Annotated in this window: 19 protein-coding genes and 3 pseudogenes; 9 read left to right on the forward strand and 13 right to left on the reverse strand. The window is 34.8% G+C overall.

The annotated features are described in order from the left end of the window. A pseudogene (locus AC3WSK_RS21065) lies at positions 1 to 340 on the reverse strand (hypothetical protein); the annotation flags it as partial. A 650-nt stretch (positions 341 to 990) separates the two neighbouring features. On the opposite strand from AC3WSK_RS21065, the gene AC3WSK_RS21070 reads away from it, so the two are divergent. Then, positions 991 to 1,926: a bile acid:sodium symporter family protein gene (locus tag AC3WSK_RS21070; RefSeq protein ID WP_079563260.1), complete on the forward strand. Its 936-nt coding sequence runs from the start codon at positions 991 to 993 to the stop codon at positions 1,924 to 1,926. A gap of 120 nt (positions 1,927 to 2,046) precedes the next feature. Here the strand turns inward: AC3WSK_RS21070 and AC3WSK_RS21075 are convergent, their stop codons facing one another. Both AC3WSK_RS21075 and AC3WSK_RS21080 read right to left on the reverse strand, forming a co-directional pair. Continuing rightward, entirely contained in the window at positions 2,047 to 3,294 is a 1,248-nt protein-coding gene (locus tag AC3WSK_RS21075; protein WP_492414459.1) for an MFS transporter, read from the reverse strand. Positions 3,295 to 3,975: 681 nt separating this feature from the next. After that, positions 3,976 to 4,188 carry a hypothetical protein gene (locus AC3WSK_RS21080; protein WP_427482509.1) on the reverse strand — a complete coding sequence of 71 codons (213 nt, stop codon included), beginning with the start codon at positions 4,186 to 4,188 and terminating at the stop codon, positions 3,976 to 3,978. A gap of 402 nt (positions 4,189 to 4,590) precedes the next feature. On the opposite strand from AC3WSK_RS21080, the gene AC3WSK_RS21085 reads away from it, so the two are divergent. Then, the gene (locus AC3WSK_RS21085; RefSeq protein WP_079563258.1) at positions 4,591 to 5,835 is read left to right on the forward strand and encodes a nucleoside permease; all 1,245 of its coding nucleotides are present in this window, start codon (positions 4,591 to 4,593) and stop codon (positions 5,833 to 5,835) included. A 101-nt stretch (positions 5,836 to 5,936) separates the two neighbouring features. Here the strand turns inward: AC3WSK_RS21085 and AC3WSK_RS21090 are convergent, their stop codons facing one another. The 3 genes from AC3WSK_RS21090 to AC3WSK_RS21100 all read right to left on the reverse strand — a co-directional run bounded on the left by AC3WSK_RS21090 (position 5,937) and on the right by AC3WSK_RS21100 (position 7,933). Next, complete coding sequence (locus AC3WSK_RS21090) at positions 5,937 to 6,398, reverse strand: VOC family protein (RefSeq protein WP_492414460.1); 462 nt, start codon at positions 6,396 to 6,398, stop codon at positions 5,937 to 5,939. A gap of 144 nt (positions 6,399 to 6,542) precedes the next feature. Further along, positions 6,543 to 7,220 (reverse strand): methyl-accepting chemotaxis protein, encoded by a 678-nt coding sequence (locus AC3WSK_RS21095; protein WP_492414461.1) that lies wholly within the window; start codon positions 7,218 to 7,220, stop codon positions 6,543 to 6,545. 14 nt (positions 7,221 to 7,234) lie between these two features. Next, positions 7,235 to 7,933 carry a hypothetical protein gene (locus AC3WSK_RS21100; protein WP_492414462.1) on the reverse strand — a complete coding sequence of 233 codons (699 nt, stop codon included), beginning with the start codon at positions 7,931 to 7,933 and terminating at the stop codon, positions 7,235 to 7,237. 107 nt (positions 7,934 to 8,040) lie between these two features. Between AC3WSK_RS21100 and AC3WSK_RS21105 the strand changes: the two genes are divergently transcribed. Then, positions 8,041 to 8,991 carry an MBL fold metallo-hydrolase gene (locus AC3WSK_RS21105; RefSeq protein ID WP_492414463.1) on the forward strand — a complete coding sequence of 317 codons (951 nt, stop codon included), beginning with the start codon at positions 8,041 to 8,043 and terminating at the stop codon, positions 8,989 to 8,991. Between the two features lie 692 nt (positions 8,992 to 9,683). Then, entirely contained in the window at positions 9,684 to 10,322 is a 639-nt protein-coding gene (locus AC3WSK_RS21110; RefSeq protein ID WP_492414464.1) for a hypothetical protein, read from the forward strand. A 124-nt stretch (positions 10,323 to 10,446) separates the two neighbouring features. Here the strand turns inward: AC3WSK_RS21110 and AC3WSK_RS21115 are convergent, their stop codons facing one another. From AC3WSK_RS21115 to AC3WSK_RS21125, 3 genes are all read right to left on the reverse strand, one after another. Further along, complete coding sequence (locus tag AC3WSK_RS21115) at positions 10,447 to 10,641, reverse strand: hypothetical protein (protein ID WP_492414465.1); 195 nt, start codon at positions 10,639 to 10,641, stop codon at positions 10,447 to 10,449. Beyond that, positions 10,638 to 11,003 (reverse strand): hypothetical protein, encoded by a 366-nt coding sequence (locus AC3WSK_RS21120; RefSeq protein WP_492414466.1) that lies wholly within the window; start codon positions 11,001 to 11,003, stop codon positions 10,638 to 10,640. Before AC3WSK_RS21120 ends, AC3WSK_RS21115 begins: the two co-directional genes overlap by 4 nt. Before the next feature lie 80 nt (positions 11,004 to 11,083). Beyond that, on the reverse strand, positions 11,084 to 12,037 hold the full coding sequence (locus AC3WSK_RS21125) for a nucleoside hydrolase (RefSeq protein ID WP_492414467.1): 954 nt from the start codon (positions 12,035 to 12,037) through the stop codon (positions 11,084 to 11,086). 93 nt (positions 12,038 to 12,130) lie between these two features. Here AC3WSK_RS21125 and AC3WSK_RS21130 point away from each other — a divergent pair, with 93 nt between their 5' ends. Next, the gene (locus tag AC3WSK_RS21130; RefSeq protein WP_492414468.1) at positions 12,131 to 12,769 is read left to right on the forward strand and encodes a Crp/Fnr family transcriptional regulator; all 639 of its coding nucleotides are present in this window, start codon (positions 12,131 to 12,133) and stop codon (positions 12,767 to 12,769) included. 139 nt (positions 12,770 to 12,908) lie between these two features. Here the strand turns inward: AC3WSK_RS21130 and AC3WSK_RS21135 are convergent. Together AC3WSK_RS21135 and AC3WSK_RS21140 are read right to left on the reverse strand one after the other, a co-directional pair. Continuing rightward, positions 12,909 to 12,977: pseudogene (locus tag AC3WSK_RS21135) on the reverse strand (hypothetical protein); the annotation flags it as partial. 500 nt (positions 12,978 to 13,477) lie between these two features. Next, on the reverse strand, positions 13,478 to 15,301 hold the full coding sequence (locus tag AC3WSK_RS21140) for a DNA ligase D (protein WP_492414469.1): 1,824 nt from the start codon (positions 15,299 to 15,301) through the stop codon (positions 13,478 to 13,480). 104 nt (positions 15,302 to 15,405) lie between these two features. On the opposite strand from AC3WSK_RS21140, the gene ku reads away from it, so the two are divergent. Then, complete coding sequence (ku, locus tag AC3WSK_RS21145; protein WP_492414470.1) at positions 15,406 to 16,224, forward strand: non-homologous end joining protein Ku; 819 nt, start codon at positions 15,406 to 15,408, stop codon at positions 16,222 to 16,224. A gap of 25 nt (positions 16,225 to 16,249) precedes the next feature. Here the strand turns inward: ku and AC3WSK_RS21150 are convergent, their stop codons facing one another. Next, positions 16,250 to 16,774, reverse strand: coding sequence for an AAA family ATPase (locus AC3WSK_RS21150; protein ID WP_427482440.1), 525 nt, complete (start codon positions 16,772 to 16,774; stop codon positions 16,250 to 16,252). 349 nt (positions 16,775 to 17,123) lie between these two features. Between AC3WSK_RS21150 and AC3WSK_RS21155 the strand changes: the two genes are divergently transcribed. The 3 genes from AC3WSK_RS21155 (at position 17,124) to AC3WSK_RS21165 (ending at position 19,934) form a co-directional block, all read left to right on the forward strand. Further along, positions 17,124 to 17,879 (forward strand): class I SAM-dependent methyltransferase, encoded by a 756-nt coding sequence (locus AC3WSK_RS21155; RefSeq protein WP_079563247.1) that lies wholly within the window; start codon positions 17,124 to 17,126, stop codon positions 17,877 to 17,879. A gap of 111 nt (positions 17,880 to 17,990) precedes the next feature. After that, positions 17,991 to 18,689, forward strand: a complete 699-nt coding sequence (locus AC3WSK_RS21160; RefSeq protein WP_492414471.1) for a DJ-1/PfpI family protein — start codon at positions 17,991 to 17,993, stop codon at positions 18,687 to 18,689. A gap of 222 nt (positions 18,690 to 18,911) precedes the next feature. Continuing rightward, on the forward strand, positions 18,912 to 19,934 hold the full coding sequence (locus AC3WSK_RS21165; RefSeq protein ID WP_492414472.1) for a serine hydrolase domain-containing protein: 1,023 nt from the start codon (positions 18,912 to 18,914) through the stop codon (positions 19,932 to 19,934). Between the two features lie 242 nt (positions 19,935 to 20,176). Here AC3WSK_RS21165 and AC3WSK_RS21170 read toward each other — a convergent pair. Next, positions 20,177 to 20,665, reverse strand: a pseudogene (locus AC3WSK_RS21170) (hypothetical protein); the annotation flags it as partial. Between the last annotated feature and the right edge of the window lie 27 nt (positions 20,666 to 20,692).

Consider the following 20,692-nt stretch of genomic DNA (forward strand, 5'->3'; position numbering starts at 1 on the left):
TTGCTCCTACTAATCCTTGTGCTCCTGTTGCTCCTACTAATCCTTGTGCTCCAGTTGCTCCTACTAATCCTTGTGCTCCTGTTGCTCCTACTAATCCTTGTGCTCCTGTTGCTCCTACTAATCCTTGTGCTCCTGTTGCTCCCATCATTCCTTGCGGGCCGGTTGCTCCTGTAGCTCCAGTAGGCCCATTTCCTATAGGGGGATCTGGGGTATATGGATATCCAATACAACCAAGCTCATTACATTTATATCTAAATTGATTAACGCATGTATCACACTTGAAACTATTACTATAGTTACTATCCCTAATTAATCTAGCTTGATAGTAACCAAACGACATAAAATCACCTCCTGTATCATTAATAATTTATTCTTAAAAAATTTTGTAAATTAGACGATATCCTAGGATTATTTAAATGAATAATATAAATTGTCCTTAGCCTACCTATGCAAATTACTAATCTGCTCAAGCTCTTTCCTAAAGCTCCATGCTCCCTGAAACCTTTCAACCGCTAAATTTTTTTTGCAGGGTCATAGGCATTACGTTTCGGGCACTCTTTAACACTTTAGAAAAGTTATGTGGTCCCCCCTGATTGCTTTACCTCATACCTTCAGCCGGAAGAGTGCATTTGTTTATACTCAATCGTTCATTTTCTGTTATTTATTCCATTAGCAATTGATACGGTCGCGGATCTTGGACTATGTAATTCATCCTACTAGCTACACTCCAACCTCCCTCTGTCAAATCCGCAGCCAATCGTTCTAATTCTCTTGATGACCACCTTTTTTCTTTTCTATCATAGGCTTTATTACTCCCACACCTAATTCATATAAACTACTCAAAATAATAGAAAAGGTATTAGAACTTTATTTCCCTGAATATTAATAATATAGAACTCATCTTATTAACTGACTATTCCCACTATTGATTAAATTCTGTGATTGGTTTATAGTTTACTATGTTAGTAAAATATTACATCGAGGTGTTACATGAAAGCTTTAGAACGTTTTAGTCAGTTTGTTAGCAATACATTTGCAATTTGGGTGCTTCTTTTTGCAGCGCTTGCCTTTTTTATTCCTAGCGGATTTTCTTGGATTGGGGCGTATATCACGACATTACTAGGTATTGTGATGTTCGGTATGGGATTAACCATAACGGTTGCGGACTTTAAAGAAGTCTTAACTAGACCGAAGGATGTGACAGTTGGTGTAGTTGGTCAATTTCTAATCATGCCAACTTTAGCCTTTTTATTGGTGAAACTGTTCAATCTTCAACCGGAAATTGCAATTGGAGTAATATTGGTAGGTTGCTGCCCAGGGGGTACATCTTCAAATGTCATGACATTCCTTTCCAAAGGGGATGTGGCATTATCAGTGACAGTTACATCTATCACAACTTTATTAGCTCCGATCGTCACACCTGGACTTATTTATTTATTCGCAAGTGAGTACATTGATGTTGCACCTAGTGCACTTTTTATGTCGATCGTCAAAGTAATTATTATTCCGATTGCATTAGGCTTCATTGTACAAAAGTTCTTTAACAAGCAAGCCAAAGCAAGTGTGAAAGTGATGCCACTTGTTTCTGTAGTAGCCATCGTTGCTATTGTGGCTGCTGTAGTTGCAGGCAATCAACAAAAGATTGCTGAAACTGGTTTAATTATTTTCGCTGTTGTTGTTTTACACAATTGTTTAGGCTATTTTATCGGGTATTTATTTGGAAAGATCTTCGGTATGAACTTAGCGAAAAAGAAGGCTATTGCTATTGAAGTAGGAATGCAAAATTCGGGCCTAGGTGCATCTTTAGCTGTTGCACATTTCTCTCCATTAGCCGCGGTACCAAGTGCGATTTTCAGTGTATGGCATAATATATCAGGTCCTATATTAGCAACCATTTTTAGTCGTATGAACGATAAGGATAAGTAAATAAGATTCAACACATAGACTCAAATAGACCGCAAAGCTTTCTTAAGAAAACTTTGCGGTCTATTTATCTCTTGTTTTGAGGTTTTTGTACAGAATCTCTTTTGCTCATCCCCCTTCTTTTCATACCTCCCCCTCTATTTCTCCTTTTGTATCGTTTTCAAACGTATCATACATTTTCTCTTTAATGAATAGTGCAGGAATTAATCCCATGAATGCATAAGAGATACCTAATACAGCTAGTCCAAATCCAATTGATTGTGTAGTAGCGATAATTCCAATAAGGATAGGAGCTACGGCTGCACCTATTCTTCCTGTATTATAAGCCGCACCTACAGCAGTTCCTCTAATATTAGTCGGGAAGCTTTCACTTAAATAAGTAGCATTTACACCATACGGCGCTCCATATACGAAACCTAGAACCGTCATTAAAATAATGATATTTCCTGGTGATTGATAAAAATATATGACTGGTAACATAACCGCTGTAGATAATCCTGCGATCACGAAAACCCCACGACGACCAATTATATTGGCAACCCAACCAGCAAGTGCTTTACCAAGAATTGATGCCGTGTATGTTCCAATTAAATACCCTGTCATTTCTTTGAAATTAAAGCCTAATTCTTTCACTATATACGTGGGTAGCCATGTACCTACTCCGTAATATCCAAATTGCAATAGTGAAGAAGTTACTACCCATAATAAAAAGATTGTAAAAACTTTCTTATCCCTAAACAACGCAAGCCATTCATTTGATTTCTTAACTTTAGATGATTTAGCTTGTTTTTTAGCCAATCTCCAGCCAGTAGGTTCGGGTACTTTTACTCGAATATAGATCGCCACAACAACCGGGATGATGGAAATTAAGAATAATGGTCTCCAACCATATTCAGGGAGAATCGCGCCCGCTAATAAAACAGCGACTAAATATCCTAATGAATAGGAAGAACCTAATACCCCCATAATAGTTGCTCTATGTTTAACTTTTACATATTCAGCCATTAACATTGTGGCTAACGAATATTCAGCCCCCATACCAATTGCTGATAAAAAACGAACAATAATAAATTGTTCATATGTTTGTACAAAAGCTAAGAGAGCAGTTCCCCCTGAAAATAATATCATCATATAAGTCATCATTTTAACGCGACCAAAGCGGTCAGATAACCAACCTCCTAGGATTCCACCAAGCGCCATCCCTAATAGGGAAAATGTACTGATCCAGCCAGCAGCCTTAGTATCTAAGACGAATTCGTCAATTAAGCTCGGCATCACCAATGACAACATTTGGATGTCCATACCATCAACTGTTAAACCTATAAAACTAGCTACAAATACAATTTTCCATAGATTTGAGTTCTTTTCCATAACATATCTCCCTTCACATTCCTAGATTGTTTCGAAAGAAGTATCTATAAGCACAACGAGGAAACTGTATAGAATGTTTTGGTAAGAAAGGTTTAATAGTATGTTTTGTAGTATTAGAATTTCAAGTAGAAAGTAATTTACATAGAGGTGAAGGATTCTTATGATGATTTTTCATCTCCTACTTGATTAACCAAGAATTATAATTTAATTAGAATCTAACGGCACCAAACATTTTATACGGCATTTATTACCTTATTTTAAATAGTTATACATTTTATGAAATATCTTTAAAATAATTCTAAACATTATGTTTCGTAGGAACAGATAGTTTTAGATTAGAGGCATTGCTAATAAAACATGTACACATTAGTCATAAAGATAATTGATTGGACTTCCGTATACAATTAAAGAGCCCTCAGACGAATCGTGACGGAGAATTACCCGTCGACTGGATTTTCAATACGTCTGAGAGCCCTTCTATTAAATGCCTGTTGCCCAATTGTCCTTTATTGAAGTAATTGAAAATAGAAAAAAGTTCCTCATTATTTTTCAAATGAGTAACTTCACTTTGTTGAAAAAAGATATGTATAGGAATGCTATCCCTTAATTTTCTCGGTCTATGTGTAATAATGACAATCCTATTTTAGAAGGACATACATTATTTTCAACTAATTCAAAATTTCATTCAAATAAAGAGAGAATTGCTATAATCCATACACCTATCACAAGTATTAAAAACCACCAGCCGATAAACTTAACGTATTTTTTAAAAAATGATTTCTTAATGAATTTTTCTGAAAAGGAACTCATCTTTAAAAAATCATCAGGAAACTTTAACAGCATATAAGAAAAACTGCCAAAAATTAATGTAACCAATATTGCCATAATAAACATTTCCAACGTACCTACTCCTAAACTTTAAACAAAACGTCACTTACTAATTATATTATTTTGTAACTAAATTGCCTATCAAAAAATTCCAGATTTTGTCCCAAAGAACACGCACTTCCTAATTTTTCAAAAAACTAAAATCCTTCTTGTTATATTTTTTCTAGACCTTCCTATTTCCGTAGAGGGCATCTCTATATTATTGCAATTTTCACTAAAACAATTTTGTTACTTTATATAGGACAATCCTTCAAAAGAAACCCCAATAAAGTTCGTATGATTCGGACACAAGGAGCAAATGCTGTAGTTATGTTCAAAAATCCAAAGTAGTGAATTACGAAAGAAATAACTTTTTTAAATGGCATTATTGCCTCAGTACAACTACATCACCTTCTATAGGAGGAAAAAATGAATATAAAATTACGGCTTAAAATAATGATTTTTCTTCAATTTTTTATTTGGGGGTCTTGGCTCGTTACATTTGGTTCTTATATGATTAATACGTTGCATTTTACCGGTGCGCAAGTTGGAATCGTATATAGTTCTAACGGTCTTGCAGCCATTATTATGCCCAGTCTTATAGGTATCATTGCAGATCGTTGGGTAAAAGCCAATGTTTTATACGGAATATTGCATTTCCTCGGTGCGATTACCCTATTTATTGCGGCTCAAATTTCCGATCCTACGATGATGTTTTGGGTAATGCTCTTTAACTCAATCGTATATATGCCAACACTTGCATTATCGAATACGATTTCTTATTTTAGTTTGGAGAACAAAGGGTTTGATATTGTAAAGGACTTCCCGCCTATTCGTGTCTATGGGACAATTGGTTTTATTCTTGCGATGTGGATTATTAGTCTTTCCAAAATTGAATTAAGTAATATTCAATTATTTATTGCTAGCGGCTCTTCGTTAGTACTTGCGCTTTACACAATTTCTCTTCCGGCATGCCCAACTTCCAACGAAATAAAGGACAAGTCGTGGGTAAGCCTTTTGGGGCTTGATGCTTTTGTTCTTTTTAAAGATAAAAAAATGGCTTTGTTTTTAATTTTTTCAATGCTATTAGGCGTTGCGCTTCAAATTACTAATACATTCGGTGATCCATTTTTACACGACTTTGCATTGAACCCTGATTATAAAAATAGCTTTGCTGTTAAATATCCAGCTATTTTATTATCAGTGTCACAAATTTCAGAAGTATTCTTCATTCTCACCATCCCGTTTTTTTTAAGTAAGTATGGCATTAAAAAAGTAATACTAATCAGTATGATTGGATGGACATTACGTTTTGTTTTCTTTGGGTATGGAACTCCAATTGGCGGTGGATTTTTACTATTGCTGTTATCAATGATCGTTTACGGTTGTGCCTTTGATTTCTTTAATATTTCGGGAGCGATTTTTGTTGAAAAAGAAGTCGATCATCGTATTCGAGGCAGTGCTCAAGGATTATTTAGTACGATGGTCAATGGTTTTGGCGCCTATTTAGGAGCTATAATTAGTGGCAAAGTAGTTGATTATTTCACAGTTGAGGGCGTAAGAAATTGGCAAAATATTTGGTTGTTCTTTGGCGGTTATACGTTCGTTTTGGCCATCATTTTTGCTATCGTTTTTAAATATAATCACGACAGTAACGCATTGAAAAATGGATAATATCACTTCCACAAAAGAAAGAGCCTTACCGTTCATGGTAGAAGGCTCTTTTGCTGTAATGGAATTTCCCACTAAAGAATTCCACAAAATCCGCTAAAAGTTTAAACGGAATAACCTTTTCTCCACTCTTCAAGAGACATCTCATTAAAACTCTCCATATCATCTAGTCTCAATGGTGTAATTAATTCTAATGAATTACCATCCGGGTCTGAAAAGTAAATTGCTGCATGTGCATGAGGATAGTTTGATAATACTAAAGGTTGATGTTCGGAAGTAAGGCCAAATTCAGTGCGAACTTTAATGCCAATTGAAGACAACCACTCTTTTACATGCTCAAGATCTCCTTCGTCAATTTTAAATGCCAAATGTCGGATAGATGGATGGTATTTTAATTCAACGCTATCACTTTCCCATAAACCTAACCAGCTTTCTCCTTTAACAATCCAGAAAAAAGCTACCTTTCCTTTATAATATGCGAGTTCTAACCCTAACTTTTGATAAAATGCAATCGAGTTTTCTAAATTACTAACTGGTAAATGTGCTTCATATAAACCTTTTATCATTTCAACATTCTCCCATTTCACCTTTATTTATGAAATAATATATAAAAAACACATTCCATTTACATCCATCTTTAGTCTGAAATTTAAAAAACCTATCTTCTAATCTCTTCCCCCTTTCTAAATAATCAAAATAATTATGTCAATCTAATTCCCACTACAATCATAAAAAGATTCTCTTTCTTTTTTCATAACAAGCGACTTTAATGTATCGCTTAATTCTTGAATTCGACTAGTTGTATTCATCATCATTTCAAGCATATTATGTTCGTCCTCCACCGAGTGCACAATCTCTCCTGTAGAAGTTGCATTTTGTTCGGTCATGTCATTAAGTTTTTCAATCTGGAATTGGATTGTTTCAAACTGAGAAATGGCGCTGCTTAATTCATTCATCCCTCTAGTTAAATCTATATTGGCATTATTAAATGAATCTTTTAGAACATTGAAGAAGTTGCTCACATCTTGTAAAAGCATTTCCCCTTGTTGTAACGCTCTTTCACCATCATCAGAGCGTTGATGAGCTTCTGTTGATTTTTCGAACAAAGTTCTCGTTACACTCGTAATACTTACCGTAATAGCAGCACTTTCTTCCGCTAATTTCCGCACTTCATCAGCAACGATGGCGAATCCTTTACCATGCTCCCCCGCTCTTGCCGCTTCAATTGCAGCATTAAGAGCAAGTAGATTCGTCTGTTCTGCAATATGCTGTATGCCCTTTAATAAACTATCTACGGTTTTCAAGCTAGTCTGTAACTCATTCACAGTTTCGGCTGTAGAACTCATCGCTTGATTCATTACGCCCATTTGCACCATCGCATCCTGCATTTTCTTCCACCCTATTAGAATCTCCTGCTGAAGATCAGTAGATTTAGAACTAAAAGAATTTGTTTACTAGACCCAGATATTCGCTGCATTGTTTGTTGGAAATGTGTAACATGCTCATCCAATGCTTGACTACTTTTTTCAATTTCCTGAAACGTATTTTCAAGTTGATTTAATGACGTTTTTACTTCATTTTGTTGAATTGCAGCATGCTCAATTAGTTCATTGCCCCATTTTGCGATTAAATATAAAGCAATAATAACACCATTCATAATCGCTAGAAGCGTAATGAATACCGTTATATCATCAAATGGACCTAATAATGATTCCGACTTAACAATATAAAGAACAAGGAAGCTGATGTTTGTTAGCACGCCAAAGAACAATAGTAATTCTTTCTTAAAATAAAGAGCAATAATGGCCACCGAACAAAGTAAAATATAATGTTTATTTAATGAAAAGCTATCAACTAAAAATAACGTAAAGACAACACTTGAAGGAATTATTCCAAAAATAAAGCCTTTAACATACGTTTTAATTGGTAAAAAGTAATTACATATTGCTAAAGCAATAACGGCAAGTCCAACAAATAAGAACATAATGCCCTTTGAAAATATGAGCGGTCCACAAATTAGCGCAGCCAAAATTGCAATGATTGTGTATCGTAGCGAATATTTTTCTCCATTAATAAATCCTCCTAAAAAATGAATGGACATTCAGTATAATTTTCTATTATTATAAAGTATAACCACTACTTTTTATAGATAAAAATTGCATATTAGAGAATATTTCGCACTCAACAGAAATAAAGGGGGATCATTTTATGGGGAGAGTCAAACAACTTGCACCAAATTTTTATTGTATTGATACACACGATTTAAATCGAGAACAGCGTACAAGCTCTTATTTGTTGATTGATGAAAAAATTGCCTTAATCGAGACTTCTGCTAGTCCGTCAATGCCATATATAGTAGAAGGTTTAGATGAATTACATATTGATCTAGAGGATATTCAATATGTAATTGTTACGCATATCCATTTAGACCACGCTGGAGGAGCAGGTTTATTTTTACAAAGCTGTCCAAATGCCACATTCGTTGTTCATCCGCGAGGTGTATCTCATATGGTAGATCCAAGTCGTCTAATTGCAAGTGCTAAGAGTGTTTACAGAGCAGAATTCGATCGTCTATTTGATCCAATTGTACCTATTGATGCTGAACGCATTATCGAAATTGGCCATGAGGAGGTACTATCTTTAGGCCAGCATCAGCTAACGTTTTATCATACAGAAGGTCATGCAAAGCATCATGTATCAATGCATTATTCTGCTACGAATGGATTGTTTGTTGGAGATACTACTGGTGTACGTTATCCAGAAATGGAGAGCGAAGCAATTGATTTAATTATTCCCTCCACTTCACCAAATCAGTATGACCCACATACAATGGAGCAATCTATCCAGCTTTATGAAAAGTTAAATGCTTCAGAATTGTATTTCGGTCATTTCGGTGCATATAGAAATCCGGCTCAAGCTTACAGACAAGTGCGCTATTGGACGCCACTATTTCTAGCTGAAGGAAAAAAAGCGTTAACGGTATCTAGTGATTTTAAAGAACAAGTACATTTTTTAGATAGTCGCTTGAAGGCATTATTACACAACTATTTACAGGAAAACGGTATCGCAGAAAATCATCCCGTTTATCAAACAATCCCGTTCGATACCATTGTATCTGCAATGGGGATTCTTGATTATCTAGAAAAGAACGACGGATAGAATGTTGTTCTTGAACATGATTTATTTGAGGATTCCGTAGACAGCCCCATTGCCTAGTACCTGCCAACTTCTCTTGAAAAATTTCGCTCGTCCTTTCCTGTTAATCTATAATTACTTCCTCAAGTAACAGAGGTACTTGAGTTTAATAGCAAGACAGTAGTGACCATCTCATACGGGGTGGTTTTTTTGTGGTTTTAAACAAAGATTGATAATAATTAATAGAGGCTGATAAAGAAATCCTGTGAGCTAGGATCTCTTATGAAACACGATAAAAAAGAGGCTGTTTCTTATAGAAAATACTTAATGCTCCAAAATAAACACATTGCTTCCCTCTTAAGTCGAAAGTAAGAAGTGGAAAAAATTACATATATAAAATAACGCAAAAAATTGTTAAGATTTGATAGGTAAAGTATTCTATGGAATGAAATTGGAAAGATGACTTTTCTCCAACAAGTGATTATATTGGTTTAAAATTATTTGAGAATACAATCCAACCTTAGTTAGAAAAGCGAAAGAGGTAAACATTTGGCTTGTTCAACTAGCGGGTGCTCTCATTATTCGATTCACGAAATCTCAAAAGAGAAAGACTGAGTGCGATCTACGCATTACATAGATGAATTATATCTTTCTGTTTACAGCAATAATCTTTCAGAAAACAGTCTTAAACAAACATAAAAAGAGGAGCAACACAATTGAAATTATTTTTAAATGTAACAACTTATTTAGTTACTGCTATTGCCGCAGTTCTCGCATTTTATTCTTTAGCAGTCATTTATTATGAATTAAGTGGTAGTGGTAGTGGTTTTGAGATGGATTTGCAATATTTACTTGGTATTCTCTTCATGGTACCTATTACCGTGATTATTTCGTTTATTATCTGTTATTTTTTAACTAAAAAAATTACTTGCAAACCGATACTATTTGGAACAATAATCGGCTTTTGGTTAATTAAAGTTATAGAAATAGTTAACGATTCATATAACTCATATCATTATCAATCAGACGAAGATTACATACCAAACTTCTTTATTAGCAACACAATTGACTTCTATATCCTGTTATTGCCAACCATTCTTGTGTTTTTATCTCATTTCTTATTAAAGAAATATAACAACTGGTTGCATATCAGTGGTTTTACACTTGGTGCAACTATCAGTTTCTTTACAACCTACGCAATAGTTCTTTTTATGAGACATGTTAATAATTCATTAACTTCGTATCATTATTTCGATAACAAAGAATTAATGATCGTTCTCGTAGGAACTGCTATTATCACAATTCTAGGAAATATTATCGGACTCAAGAAATATAATCAGGCAAAAGAGAATTGATTTATCTCCCCGTAACTAGAACCCGGAGTAAATGTTTATTGTGTGAAAGCGAAGCGCTTATAGCTGACGCCTCGCTTTCGCTACAAAAGACATTTACTAAAAGAAATTAAATTCAAGCAATACACTACATTTCATAAGGAATTTTGGCTTCATTTGAAAAGTTTGCACTAGCCCATTCACCCTCACGCTTAAACAACTCATACACAGCTTCTCGATCCGGCGGCGGTTCATCTATCCAATTTAGTAGTGTACGAATAATAGATTCTTTTTTCGGGAAGTGATGAATAGTGACTTCAGACTGTTCATGAGTGTCGTTCAAATTTGAGAACGTACCATTACCATTGAATAATATGTTCGGATGAGTTTACGAGAGAAGCCTTGTGTAAATATTTCAAAATCTTCCTTAGAAGCTGTTTCTAACCTTTTTAACGTCCGTTTAAGAGCTTCATAAATATCACCATTAAAGCAGATTGCTATCTCCGATGTAAGTTTATACGGACCAAATCGTTCTCCTAAATCCTCTCCATACATACAGACACAGAGTTCCTTTAGAAATGCATTTTCGTAATAATTTGAGGGGGTAACCGTGTCGTCGTAATATGCTACAGCTATACCAACACCACGAACTAGAGAACGATACTTTTGAGACAGTTCTTCAGCAGTTTTTTTAAATTCTGACAACTTAACGGAACTCAGTTTGGACTCAAACAGCGCAATAAGGTCTAGATCTGATTTTTTTACAATCGCTTCTCCTAATATTGTTACCTTACTAATAATTCTAATAGACGTTTCTTGAATAACTGATTGTCAATGGTTTTACACACTTTTGCGTTAGGAGTGTGCCCTGCAAATCCATCAGAAATGGCAAGTTTACTACCGTCGTTTACTATCACTTGACCATAGGCAGCAGCTTCTGTAGTACACACATAGCAGTAACATAACTTGTCTTCAAGGACGATTTCATCCCATAATACAACACCCATTGCCACGGCATCTGGTAAATCAACAATATGCTCATTACTTCTTTGTAAATTATATTCAAGCAAGGAACGGTTACATTTAACAGAGAACACAGCTTCTTCTTTACCACTTGATAGTAATACATCCATATCGTCCTTATTCAATGCTGCTTCGCCTAAACATACATCAAATCCAATAATGGTAATAGGTATACCTGAGTTGAGCATAATACTATATGCCTCTGCATCTACATACACATTAAATTCTGCAACAGGTGTAGTATTTCCAGGGCCAAATCCAGAAGTGCCCATTGTGTAAATATGCTTTACCTTTTTCATTGTCTCAGGTGCTTTTAAAATAGCAAGGGCAATATTTGTAACAGGACCAATGGTTACAATTTCGATTTCACCAGGGTTATTTTCAATAATTTCAAGGATAGCATCTACGGCATGCTTGGTTTCTGGCAAAAGAGTAGGATTTATTAAATTACAATCTCCCATTCCGTCTTCACCATGAACATTAACAGCTGTAACTAAATCACGCATAAGTGGTTTGCCTGCTCCAACATAAAGAGATGGCTTTTGACCATTAACAACTTCGATAGTCATTAGTGCATTTTTTGTTGCCAATTCAACTGGGACATTGCCACAAACAGTTGTTATCGCTTCTACTTTAAGATTTGTTGATTTTAATGACATAATTAACGCTACAGCATCATCACTTCCATTATCTGTGTCAATAATAATTTTCCTCATAACAAGACCTCCAATACTTATTTGTCCTGATTATATAATTCAATCTATAATGAAAATAGGTCAAATGACCAAAAGCGAAAAGAAGGCGAAAATATGGATTTTAAAGATATTGTGAATGATGCATCAACGAGTATTAAGAAAGAATTTATTTATAGAAGACATAAGAAAGGTAGCCTTATTATTCACCCACATGAACAAAATAATTATCTTTATATTCTAATTACAGGTAGAGCAGAAGTGTATAGACAAAGTTATGAAGGAGCGATGCTTTCCCTATATATTTATGATTCATATAGTTGTTTTGGGGAAATAGAAATTTTTAATGAAAAAATTAAAACACTCGGTGTTATTGCAAAAGAAAATTGTGAAACGATAGCGATCCATAAAACAAAGGTTTATGAATGGATGAAAACCGATTTTAATTTTAATTTTTACATAATTAAACAACTTGCTTCAAAATTAACTTTAAGTTCAGATACTACAGCAAAATTATCATTGCTAACAGTTAAAGATCGTATCTTATTAAGCATACATAATCATTATAAAATCGGTGATTTAGATAATCTTACAAAGCAAATTTTATCAAATGAGGTCTGTGCACCAATTAGAAGCTTAAATCGTTCAATAGCTCAGTGCATAAATGAGGGCGTCATAAGTTATAAAGATAAAAAATTCTCTATAAATTCAATTGAAGAAATAGAGCAATACCTTGAAAATTTTTTATTAAAATAAAATTATGGATTATATTTGTTTTCACATGTATAACTTTTTTTCAAACCGACAAGAGTACGTTCCTAAACGTACTCTTTAAAAGATAATGATACTATAGTATGTCAACACTAAACTGTACAAAAATTATAAGGGCTTTTACTTAGTGTTCCTGAATTCGAAAGTTATTGAACCGATGAACATAATCATCAAGTTCAAAAGCAAGCTGTTCAAGAGAAAAGAGAAATGGACTCCGTTAGCGAAATCTGTATTAAATACCTTAAAGGTCTCTTCAGCCACAGCGTAGTCATAAGGGCATCTTTCATCCCCGGTGATCTTTGGATACCGAATGTTTCAAGACTCTCTGAAATTAGCTTGTTAAAAAATTCTTTCCCTCGACCGAATCACATCTATTTTCGTCCCATGATCAGCGCCGCCGGCTTTCAAATACGAACAGAAATATAAAGTCAACTTTAGTAAGTAATTTAACATTAAATTTTGATATAGCAAACGAAATTAAAATCTATTTAAAAGACTTAGATTACATAATAAAATTATAATCTTGTTAAAAAGCATCGCCACTAAAGCCGATGCTTTTTGCTTTTATCGGTTTTGCTCCTATCTGCCTGTTCATACTTAGAAGAATCCCTGAAAAGATGGATAGGACGTCAAAAGTCGTGGATAGAATCCCTAAAAAGATGAATAGAACGTCCAAAATCCTGGATAAGCACCTCATTGCTCCATTAACCGTTCTAAAGCCGATCGAAAATCCTGGCTCTCCCCTATTTCGCGGAAATTTTTAAATGGGTTGCTCCCTTTTTTCATACGCTCCAGTACAGCAGGAATCGTAAATTGATCTGGTGTTAAACGCTCATTAACCTCCTCCCAGTATAATGGCGTTGCCACTAATCCCTTCTCATTGCCACGAGTTGAATATGGCGCAATCATCGTCTTGCCTTCTGCGTGCTGCACATAATCTAAATATAATTTTTGATGTCTATTCTTCTTTAAACGCTCAATCGTATACAATTCTGGTTTTTGCTCACATAAAAACCGACAGATAAATTCAGTAAATACGCGCACCTCATCATAAGTAAAGGCGTTTTCAGGTAATGGTATATATAGCTGTAATCCTTTACCCCCTGATGTTTTCACAAAAGATTCGAGCTTAAAATAATCGAGCATTTCCTTTAAATCCAGTGCCCCAGAAACGGCAAGCGAAAATTGATCGACAGAAGGTGGATCTAAATCGAAGACAATTTCAGTCGGATGATCTGTTTGTAATGTTTGAAAAGGTATGTGCAGCTCTAATGCAAGCTGATTGCCTAACCATAGTAATGTTTCTAGATTATTGCATACAAGATAATGAATATCGTCCATCCAACCTGTAGAAGCAAATGCAGGTATTTTCTCGGGACTACTTTTTTGATAAAAGCTTTCACCCGGCACCCCATGTGGAAATCGAATTAACGTAAGTGGTCGATCTCGCAAAAAAGGTAGCAAATACGGAGAAATCATTTGCAAATAATGCAAATAACCATCCTTCGTAATACCAACTTCAGGCCAAACTGGCTTATCAGGATGCGTTATCAGAACAGTGTCTGGAATAGGAAAAAGTTGACGCTGCATATGATGCCAATGACAATCCTCTGGTAATATTTCCAGTCGAAATGTATGAAAACGCGGTTCTCGACATTTGCTGCCATCAAAACCAATACATGCTATATCAACACAGATAGATGGCTCCAATTCCCATGTTTCATTATTTCTCTGCCCATTTGCTTGAAAAAAAGTAATAAATGTTTTACGTTCTTCCTCTGACATTCCATGTTTAAAACTAACAACTTCAACTAGCTTTTCCTGTTGATAAATACTGCCATGAAAATAACCATTGCTATGATCGTATTTCGTAACGATGACCGTAACATATCTCCAATTTTTTATTTTTAACCAATGCGCCGAGCGTGTATCCCCAACCCATTTACTTGTTTTCTTCTTCGCAACCATGCCCTCTCCATTGTAAACCTTAATAGCCTCCCAAAGAGGGTCACTATGCTCCACACTACTAATCACCTGCAAAGGACGCTGATCCTCATAATTGACAGTCACCGGGAGCTTTAAAGTCGTAAAAAGCTTAGAAATTTGCTGTTTGCGTGTTTTTAAATACTTACTTGTTAGCGACTCCCCTTTTAAGCTCAGTAAATCAAAAGCTATATAGTGACAAGGAAAAGTTTTTGCATGTGTAGCAATAACATCTTTGTTTTGCATTCTCCCCCTTTGTTGGACGAGCGAAAAATCACTATTAAAGTTATTCGTGAGACAAACTAATTCACCATCAAATGTAAGTGGTAAATACTTTTTAACTTTATTAAATATACTTTTACAAAAATCGAGTATCTCTGGAAACAAGTTATTTAAGTTATTGCCATTTCTACTTATTAACATTGGCTGTTCGTCCCATACTAACATACATCTAAATCCATCATATTTTGTTTCGTACATCCATTCCTCACCAATAGGCGTTTCAAGCACTTCCGTTAAAAGCATCGGTTTCATAAGAATACCTACTTTTCTTTTTACCTTCAGTTTTTGACGATTTCAGTTTAAGATACATAAAAATAAGTAAAATATATCATAGTAAGAAAAACGAGGTGATACAAATGCATACAGTTTGGAAAGGCAGTATCTCATTTGGTCTTGTCAATATACCGGTAAAACTTCATGCCGCTACTGAAAATAAAGACATTAAATTACGACAGCTCCATAAAGAATGTCATACCCCTATTAGCTATAAAAAGGTTTGTGAAGGCTGTAACCAAGAGGTAAAAGATGAGGATATTGTGAAGGCGTATGAATATGCCAAAAATAAGTTTGTCGTATTAGATCAAGAAGAATTAGAGAGCTTGCGGAAGGAAAATGAAGATAAGGCCGTTGAAATCATTGATTTTGTGAAATTAACTGAAATCGACCCTATATATTTTGAACGTACTTATTTTTTATCTCCTGATTCGACTGGCGGAAAGGCTTATTCCCTTCTACGTCAAACTTTAGAGCAATCCGGAAAAATAGGCGTTGCTAAAATTATTATCCGTTCAAAAGAGCAATTAGCGATCGTCCGCGTTTATCAAAACGCTTTAGTGATGGAAATGATTCATTACCCTGATGAAGTAAGAAGTGTTGGGGATGTTCCAAATGTGCCAAGCGAACAAAATATAGTTCCAAAAGAGCTAGAAACTGCACTGATGCTCGTTGATCAATTAACGACCGAATTTAATCCTGAAAAATATACAGATGATTATCGCAATGCATTAATGGAGCTTATAGAGGAGAAAAAAGCTACGAGTACTATTTCAGCTAACGATAAACGCCCAGTCCCGGATAATGTCACAGACTTAATGACAGCGCTCCAAGCCTCCTTAGAAAAAACGAAAAAGCCTGCAACGAGAAAACGAGCAACGAAAACGAAGAAAAATGCTTAAAATACACATATAAGAAGCGTATCCTTTATTTATTGGATATGCTTTTTTTAAGAATCTCCCTTTTACTTGTTACGACCAATAGCTTGTCTTTATACTTTCCATATTTGTTATAAAAATTAGGTTTGCTAATCTCCTCAAAATAACGATTCCATTGAAACATTTTAATGAATATCGAAAAAATTGGCTTGTAATTTGACTTTTCTAAGCCTAGTTTTTGTAATATAAATCGTTTTATTATTCGATAAACTCTAATGAAATAATGTGTATCTAAGAAAATAATTAAGTCAGCATTCGAAAAGCTTTGTGCTACCCAGTCCTCATTATGAACGCCCTCAATAATCCAAGATTTCGTCAGAATAATATCATTCAAATAATCCACTTTTTGTTGCTCGGTTCTTCTAATATCACCAGAATTTTGTCTTATCCAAACAACATTATCTAATTCATAATAAGGTATATTTAATTTCTCAGATAATTCTTTCGCTAAAGTTGTCTTCCCACTCCCAACAGAACCAATGATATGTATTTTACGCGAAAATTCTTTGTTCAAACAAACCCTCCTAATCATCTATTAATATTATTTATGGCTCATCGCAATAGCGTGGGTTGATTTCTGTTCCGCCTAGGCGCTTCGCTTTCGTGCAGTTAAAACATTTGCCACTGGCACTTCGCTTTCGCACATAGCAAAGCGTCCTGGGGGCGTCCGATGAGCCGCTTCGCTCCATGATTTCAACTGTGACGCTGATCCACAAGGAGTCACCGCCTTCACTCCAATTAACTTATATACATGGCATTCATTTATAAACACCATTACATTATAAGAACCTAATTTGCACGAATATTGGATACATTATACAATATTCTTACAATTAAAGAAAAAGTTGAAGGAGCTAAAATATATGTTTCAAAATGAGTTTAATGGAAATCTAGAGAAATATAATAACCCTATTGAATATGATGCACTTTATGAAAATCACAAAGTAGATTTACATTATATTGAAGATCACCTAAAAACAAAGAACGCTACGATTATTGAATTAGCTTGTGGGACAGGTCGATTAGCTATTCCTCTTGCCAAGCAAGGATATGAGGTTTATGCAATTGATATTCACGAAGGGATGATTCAGCAAGCTATTGAAAAAGCGAAAAAGGAGAATGTTAATGTACATTTCACTGTGCAAGACTGCACACAACTTCATTTACCAATCACCTCAAATTTTATTTATATGACAGGTAATTCATTTCAACATTTTTTAAGTAATGAAAGTCAAAATGCTTTATTCCAATCCGTTAAACAACATCTACATCCTGGAGGAGAATTTGTATTCGATACGCGGAACCCTATTCTAAGCGAGCTATCTATTGTAGATGAATACGAGGAAAGCTTGGTTACTAGCAATGGAGAAAAACTAACCATTCAACACCATGAAGAATATGACCCTATTACACAGATTTTAACTGGTCGTTCTATCAATAAACTAGAACATTCAACTTTCGAAGATTCAATTCGAATTCGCTATACATATCCAATGGAATTGAAAAGGCTATTAGACCAAAATGGATTCGACTTGTTACATCTATATGGGTCATGGAACAAAAGTGACTTTACAAAAGATAGTATTTGTATGATTGTACATGCACAATTGAAAAAATAAGGCTTTTTTCGAAAAGATTGTTGCTATTCAACTATTGAAACAGTTTAGTTTAACAAGGATATTGGTTATTTGTCAGTTAGTTTGTAGAACGAGAGGAGCGATAAAGTAAGTATGAAGGTAATCATCTTTTTATACAATGGCGTAACTATGTTGGATGCGATTGGGCCTTATGAAGTTTTAAAGAATATGGAGGATACTGAAGTATTATTTGTCGCAGAAAAAACAGGAGAAATAAAAGCTGATTCAGGTTTTATAGACATCAATGTGAAATACAACATCGATGATATAAAAGATGCAGATATTTTAATAATACCAGGTTCAACTATAGGGTTTATGCAGGAAATGAAAAATGCAAACGTATTGAATTGGATAAGGGAAGTAGATAAAACTACAAAATGGACAACTTCTGTATGTACAGGTTCATTATTATTGGCCTCAGCAGGTTTACTCAATGGATTAAAAGCAACATCGCATTGGAGAGTTATCAATTTACTTAGCAATTTTGGAGCAATTGCAACAAGAGAAAGAGTAATAGAACAAGGTAAATATATAACTTCATCAGGGGTATCTGCTGGTATTGATATGGCTTTACATTTATCTAATAAACTAGTTGGTGAAGATCAAACCAAAGCAATTCAGCTTACTATTGGATATGATCCACAACCAATTTTTAATTCCGGTAATTTTTCAAATGCAGAAGAAAAAATCAAAAAAATTGCAGAGAAGAAATTAACAGAAGACGTAAAAAAAGAACTTGGGTTGCTAGGTATGATTAAAAACTCAAAAAATATACTTAAATTAATTAAATAAACTTTTATCGTTACAATAAAATAGTTTAATTCCTATTCCACTAAAGGGTGCAAGAGTTATAGATGCAAGCTGTCATTTTGGTAGCTTTTCTTATTGCACTAAAATGATGATAGCAAACTAGAAGCAACAATCTTGGAGAAAATAGCCCAAAATAAAAAAACTACTTCACGAACACAAGTTTCCTTTTCTGTTATAATGAAGAAAAAACTAGGAGCTCAATAGATGATAAACATTCGTGAACGCATGGAGCATTACCGTATAACAGGTTTAAGCATTGTAGCTATCGAAAAGGGAAAAATCAGTAAGAAGGAGCATTTTGGTGTTCTAGAAACAGGTACCGATAAAATAGTTAATGAGCGCTCCATTTTCAACGCTTGCTCAATTAGTAAGTTTCTAACAAGCATTTTAGTAATGAAATTCGTAGAACAAGGGATTGTAGATTTAGATGAAGAAGTTAATAAAAAACTAGTTTCATGGAAGGTTCCTGACAATCCTTTGACAAAGCATAAAAAAGTTACATTACGAAACTTACTCTGTCATCAATCTGGTATTGTGGACCCTGAGGGCAGTTTTATGGAACTAGAATCTTTCAACGAAATACCGTCCATGGTAGAAATATTGAATGGTACAACGGCTTTTTGCCCTACTACCATTGAAGTGACATATGAACCTGAAAGTGAATTTCACTATTCTGATGCGGGCTTTTGCCTTATTCAACTATTACTAGAAGATATAACGCAAAAACCTTTTTCTTATCTACTGGACACTTTTATATTTAAACCACTGAGTATGACGAACAGTACATTTTCTACCTCTCTTTCAACATCGAATTTAGAAAATTTTGCATGTGGTCATGATCAAAATGGAGCGTTAATTCCAGGGAAATATTCTATTTATCCTTATATTGCAGCTTGTGGTATATGGACTACCCCGAGCGATTTAACAAAATTATTACTGGATATTATGAATGCTATCAAAGGCCAAAGTAAAATTGGCATTTCGTCCAAACAAGTCAAAGAACTATTCCGCACACAAGGCTGTAAAGAATGGACAGGTCTCGGCGTATTTCTAGATGGCATGGGTGACAACCTTGAGTTTTCCTCTCTTGGCTGGGGTGTTGGATTTCAATGTATGCTAGTCGCCTACCCTTACCTTGAACAAGGGATTGTTATGATGACCAATACTGACACAGGTGTGCATCAAATGAAGGGAATCATGGGAGAAATCTACCGTTCGCTTTCCTAATGATGGAAAAAGAGGCTGATGATCTTATGTAAGAGTATAAGAATAGAGGATAATTAGTCTTATAAAGGCTAGTTATCCTCCTTTCTTATTTAGCTTTGATCTTGATGGTAAAGTTCATCAATTGACAGAGGAAGATGAAATTCCTGAATCGCTGTCTTTTGCTAAACTAATGCAGCCTGTTAGTTCAAGAATAAAACTATTAATTTTTAATAACTACTGACTCACTAAATATCATTCTTTATTCAATTAGTTTGCCCTACAGCTACAATTTTGCAAGTTGAAATTGCAAATCTAAAAATTGGTTGATTAGGACTTATTGGTAGTGTACCTAACACAATACCAAGCCCTGTTTGTTCCACGTTAAAATCTACTGCAATAGACCCGTTACTTGCCAAAAGATTTACTGTGGAACCAATAAGTGAATTCAGCAATTGTCTAATTGGCCGTTCCCGACAATTGCATTCACATCCAGAATCAACAGGCGGTAACAAATTGATAGTAGGTCCGGGTGGGAAAAAACCTACCCCTGTTACATCAGAAATATTTACCACAAAAGTTTGAGTTCCATTTGTAACAGTAACTAAAAAATCATTCACCTCAACAATAGTATATAAAAAAAGGAGAGGAGGTACATTAGGTGCGTCTGCAATAGTACCAAGAATTACAGTTTGCCCAACAAGTTGTTGTAAGACTGACTGAAGTGGAGAAACACAACAGTCACAAAGACATGAAGATGAAGGGACTGAAGGACAACAATT

Source organism: Lysinibacillus sp. EB271-A1-10B, assembly GCF_058791335.1.